Annotated in this window: 1 protein-coding gene; it reads right to left on the reverse strand. The window is 66.9% G+C overall.

Features of this window, described 5'->3' with window-relative positions; genetic code table 11:
- The coding region (locus ACSFA3_RS24810) for an aconitase family protein (RefSeq protein WP_435508018.1) at positions 1-1,160 on the reverse strand (1,160 nt) is incomplete at both ends.

A 1,160-nucleotide genomic window follows, 5' to 3' on the forward strand; every position in this document is an offset into this window, starting at 1 on the left:
CCTTGCCGTTCACCACGTCCAGCACGTCGCGCTCGATGTCGAAGCGCATCGTGCCCGCGATCGCGTAGGCCACGACCAGCGGCGGCGATGCCAGGAAGGCCTGCTTCGCATACGGATGGATGCGGCCGTCGAAGTTGCGGTTGCCCGAGAGCACCGCGGTGGCGTACAGGTCGCGCTCGATGATCTCCTGCTGGATCTTCGGGTCCAGCGCACCCGACATGCCGTTGCAGGTGGTGCAGGCAAAGGCGACGATGCCGAAGCCGAGCTGTTCCAGCTCGGGCAGCAGGCCGGCGTCGCGCAGGTAGAGCTCCACAGCCTTGGAGCCCGGCGCCAGCGATGACTTGACCCACGGCTTGCGCTTGAGACCCAGGCGATTGGCATTGCGCGCCAGCAGTGCGGCCGCGATCACGTTGCGCGGGTTCGAGGTGTTGGTGCACGACGTGATGGCCGCGATGATCACGGCGCCGTCGGGCATCAGGCCTGCTGCTTCCTGCAGCCTGGCTTCTGCAAGACCGACGGCGATGTTGCGTTCGGCCAGTTGCGAGGTCGGCAGCCGACGGTGCGGGTTGGAAGGGCCGGCCATGTTGCGCACCACGCTCGACAGGTCGAACTTCAACACGCGTTCGTAGCTCGCGGTCTTCAGCGCATCGCCCCAGAAGCCGGCTGTCTTCGCATACGTTTCGACCAGCGCGACCTGTGCGTCTTCGCGGCCTGTGAGCCGCAGGTAGGTGAGCGTCTGGTCGTCGATGTAGAAGAGCGCGGCCGTGGCGCCGTACTCGGGGCACATGTTGGAGAAGGTGGCGCGGTCGCCGATGGTCAGGCCATGCGTGCCTTCGCCGAAGAACTCCAGGTACGCGCCGACCACTTTTTCCTTGCGCAGGATCTCTGTGAGCGCCAGCACGATGTCGGTGGCGGTGATGCCCGGCTGGCGCCGGCCGGTCAGCTCCACGCCGACGATGTCGGGCAGGCGCATCCACGAGGCGCGGCCCAGCATCACGTTCTCGGCCTCCAGGCCGCCGACGCCCACCGCGATCACGCCCAGCGCGTCGACATGCGGCGTGTGGCTGTCGGTGCCCACGCAGGTGTCGGGGAAGGCCAGGCCGTCCTGCACGTACACCACCGGCGACATCTTCTCCAGATTGATCTGATGCATGATGCCG

It is taken from the genome of Variovorax glucosi, assembly GCF_051216695.1.
Taxonomy (GTDB): Bacteria; Pseudomonadota; Gammaproteobacteria; order Burkholderiales; family Burkholderiaceae_C; genus Variovorax.